General features: G+C 69.5%; 4 protein-coding genes. 2 read left to right on the forward strand and 2 right to left on the reverse strand.

The genetic code is table 11. The features are described 5' to 3' along the window. A partial coding sequence (locus G6R25_RS22790; protein ID WP_163554514.1) for a hypothetical protein occupies positions 1-452 on the forward strand: 452 nt, incomplete at its 5' end. A 44-nt stretch (positions 453-496) separates the two neighbouring features. Here G6R25_RS22790 and G6R25_RS22795 read toward each other — a convergent pair. Then, a complete protein-coding gene (locus G6R25_RS22795; RefSeq protein WP_205447371.1) occupies positions 497-745 on the reverse strand; it encodes a hypothetical protein in 249 nt (82 codons plus the stop codon). 390 nt (positions 746-1135) lie between these two features. Here G6R25_RS22795 and G6R25_RS22800 point away from each other — a divergent pair, with 390 nt between their 5' ends. Then, positions 1136-1471, forward strand: coding sequence for a hypothetical protein (locus tag G6R25_RS22800; protein WP_163554515.1), 336 nt, complete (start codon positions 1136-1138; stop codon positions 1469-1471). 112 nt (positions 1472-1583) lie between these two features. Here G6R25_RS22800 and G6R25_RS22805 read toward each other — a convergent pair whose 3' ends face one another. Beyond that, positions 1584-2801 carry an ABC transporter substrate-binding protein gene (locus tag G6R25_RS22805; RefSeq protein WP_235949471.1) on the reverse strand — a complete coding sequence of 406 codons (1218 nt, stop codon included), beginning with the start codon at positions 2799-2801 and terminating at the stop codon, positions 1584-1586. Positions 2802-3245 lie beyond the last annotated feature (444 nt).

A 3245-nucleotide genomic window follows, 5' to 3' on the forward strand; every position in this document is an offset into this window, starting at 1 on the left:
TAGCTGCCGACACATCGCTTTCCCCGTCCGATCGGCGCCACGCGGCAACGCTGCTCGGCGGCTACGGCGGAAAACACCGCACCGCCGCCCGGGTACTCCGGCGCGACCTTCTCGGCAACGGCGCCGCGGCGGGATTCGAACACACCATGGTCCTCTATGAGCTGGCTCGGCTCGACAGTTCACACCGCGTCGCTGCAGCAACAGCCCTCGAACACCGAAATACCACCCCACTCGCCGACCCGGACCAATGCCGAGAAATCGCTCGGGCCTTCGCCACTACCGGACCGGCCAATCATGCCGCCAGCGTCTCCACGTTGCGCCATCTTGTTGTGGATACCTCCATCGAGGCGGCCGCGCGCCACAGCGCCGCCGAAACCCTCGGGGAGATCGTCAATTCCCCTGGGCGGATCAGAACCCTGCGGCCTCAGGGCGACAAGGAGCGGGCCACATAGCTCGGATCCCGAGGCCTGATCGGCGGCCCGGGTGGCTCAGGGGGTCACGATGGCGAACGCGGGGTCGGGCGCGTCGAGCAGTCGAGGGCCTGCTTCGCGCACAGCCGTGCCTGCCGCCAGAGGTGCGGGTGCACCGTCGGTGAGCGATCCCGGTCGAGGAAGTCGAAGGCGTCGTTGTCCCAGACGACCCGGCCGGTGGCGTCCCGGACCACGCAGGGGTGCAGCGCGCCGAGGAAACCGCGGTCGGCGTCCGCGAAGTCGGTGCGATCTGCAGGTGGGGTGAGCGTCGCCATCATCGACCTTCCCGGAATGTCGGCCCGGACTGCTCCGGCTCGCGACAAGATCCACGGTCCCGCCGGGATGCATGAATTACCCAGAGTGATGAGTATGTACCCAGATGTGGCGTGGTCATGTGTCCCGGGGCCGCGCGAGCGGGGCGCGTCCGGCGCAGGGAACAGAGAAAGACCGCTCTTCCGCCGATTTCGGAGGCATCGGTCCAGGCTCGGGCAATAGCAGGGTTTCAAACGGCGGACAATGCGGTTCGCGCAGCGACGACGACGTGGCGTACCGACGGTTGTGCGGAGCGTGGTGAGGGTATTCAGTAAGCGCGCCGGGGAGGGTTTCCCGACGGGAGATCCGAACGGTTGGGGTGTCGTGACGGCGCATCTGCCGAAGGGATGGCCATGAAAATCATCAAGCGTTGCAGATCTCTGGTCCTGGTTGTCGTCCTCGCCTTCGCCGCCTTCCTGGTGGCCGCGCCTGCCGGCGCGGCCACGCCGTCACCGGCAGGCCCAGGTCCGGCCGCCACCACGCCCGTGCCGCCTCCGAAGGCGGTGGAAAAGCCGCACGAAGGCTCCAAGGATCACAAGGGGCAGTACCGGATCTTCCACCCCGGATACTGGGAGCCCGGCTACTGGATTCCCGGTTACTCGTGGCACCACCACTACTTCCCCAAGGTCTGGCATCCCAAGGAATGGCACCCCGGCTTCTACTACTGGGGTACGTGGCCGACCGCATGACCGGTGGCTGCCCGACCTGCTGACCGCGGTGTGACGCCGCGACGCGCCGGGTTCCTGCCGTCGGCCTGACCTGAGGGCCGCGGCGGGAACCCGGCTGTTCGCGCGGGCGTGGTCACCCGGCCCGCAGGATCCGCCCGCACCGCGGCTTGCCGGGCACCAGGACGAACTTCTTGCCGTCCGGCGTCACCTGCACGTAGTCGTAGCAGGGCGCGATGTCGGACACGCCCTTGCTCAGGTTGATCGGCGCCGGCAGCAGCCCGTCGGCGTCGGAGTGGGTCTGGTGGCGCAGGCCAGCCAGCGCACCCGCACGGGTCGGGCAGACGCCGCCGGCGGCGATCCCGCGCAGTAACAGGTCGGCGCTGATCCAGCCGATCAGCGCGGTGCCGTCCGGCAGCGCGGCGGCCTGCGGCGCGTAGGCGGCCATCGCGGCGAGGAACCGCCGGTGCGCCGGGGTGCTGAGCTCGAACGGCGTGTAGTCGAGGAACGCGTACGCCCCTGCGGCGGAGTCCCCGACCCGGGCGAGCTGACTGCGGTCGTAGCTGGTCGGGTTGCCCAGGATCGCCTTGAGGCCGAGGTCGGCGTCCTGCACCGCGGCGACGATCTGGTAGAAGTTCGGCGCCGGGACGAAGGCGATGAGGCTGTCGGCGCCGGAGTCGCGGACCTGGTCGGCGAACTGGTCGGCGTCGAAGGGCCCGCTCGGGACCTGGAGGTTGTCCGCGACCTTCAAGCCGGCGGCGCGCACACTCTTCTCGGCGGCGCGGGCCATCGACCGGGTGGCCGAGGACAGCTCGAGGGACACCGTGACCGCGCGCTGCGCGCCCCGGTTGGCGAGGAACTCGCCCCAGCCACTGGAGGCGGGTTCCTCCACCGTCGGCCGGGAGTAGCCGAACACGTTCGAGCGCGGCGACAGCGACGGATCGGTGATCTGCCCGTCGACGACGGGAACCCCGGTGGATTCCAGCGACTTTGCCGACCCGACGGCCGCCACGCTGAACTGGAGGATGCTGAGCGCCTGGTCACGCTGCGCCAGGACGCGCCCGCCGACGGCGTTGAGCTCCGGGGCCGCCTCGTCGTCCTCGACGCTGTAGGAGAGCCGGCGTCCGTTGATCCCGCCCTTGGCGTTCTGCTCGCCGAGGCGGGCGTCCACCCCGGCGCGGAACAGCGCGCTGGGGTCGCCGGCGTACGGCGAGCTGGAGTACAGCATGCCGAGGCTGATCTTGCTGCGGTCGACGCCTGGCGTCGGCGTGCACGGGTCCACCCCACCGCGGCGGACCTGGCTCAGGATGCCCCCGCCGCGGCGAATGAACGCAGGCTTCTTCTCATTCCTCACCGTCTCTGTTCCTGTCCGGGCCTGCGCGTGACCGTCCACCAATGCGGGGACGGGCCCTTTCGAGCCCATTGCCGGCCCATGGGTGGTATTTGGGTCGGTGCCCGGTCGGATCAAGCCGGCCGGGCCAGGGACAGCACAAGGTATAGGCCGGCACAAAGCCGGATTCGGGGTGTCTCGGCGCAGGCGTCAGCGCTGCACATTTCGCGGGCTCATTCGGCAGTACGGCGCCCGCCGAGACGATCGGGCTGCGGTGGCGGGCCCTCCCAGCGACGGAATGAGTGATGCGGCTCATTAACCGCCGATTACGGCGCCTCCCGATTGGTGCCATCGGCCCGGCCGGATTACCGGTCCGGGCGGCGCGAAGATGCCGATCAGGCCTGCGGACCAGGGCTGCGCGAAGGTCACTTTCCGTGCTGACTGGTTACTCTAGGTTGTGAGGAATGT

Origin of the sequence: Candidatus Frankia alpina (genome assembly GCF_902806485.1) — a bacterium.
GTDB classification, from domain to species: domain Bacteria; phylum Actinomycetota; class Actinomycetes; order Frankiales; family Frankiaceae; genus Frankia; species Frankia alpina.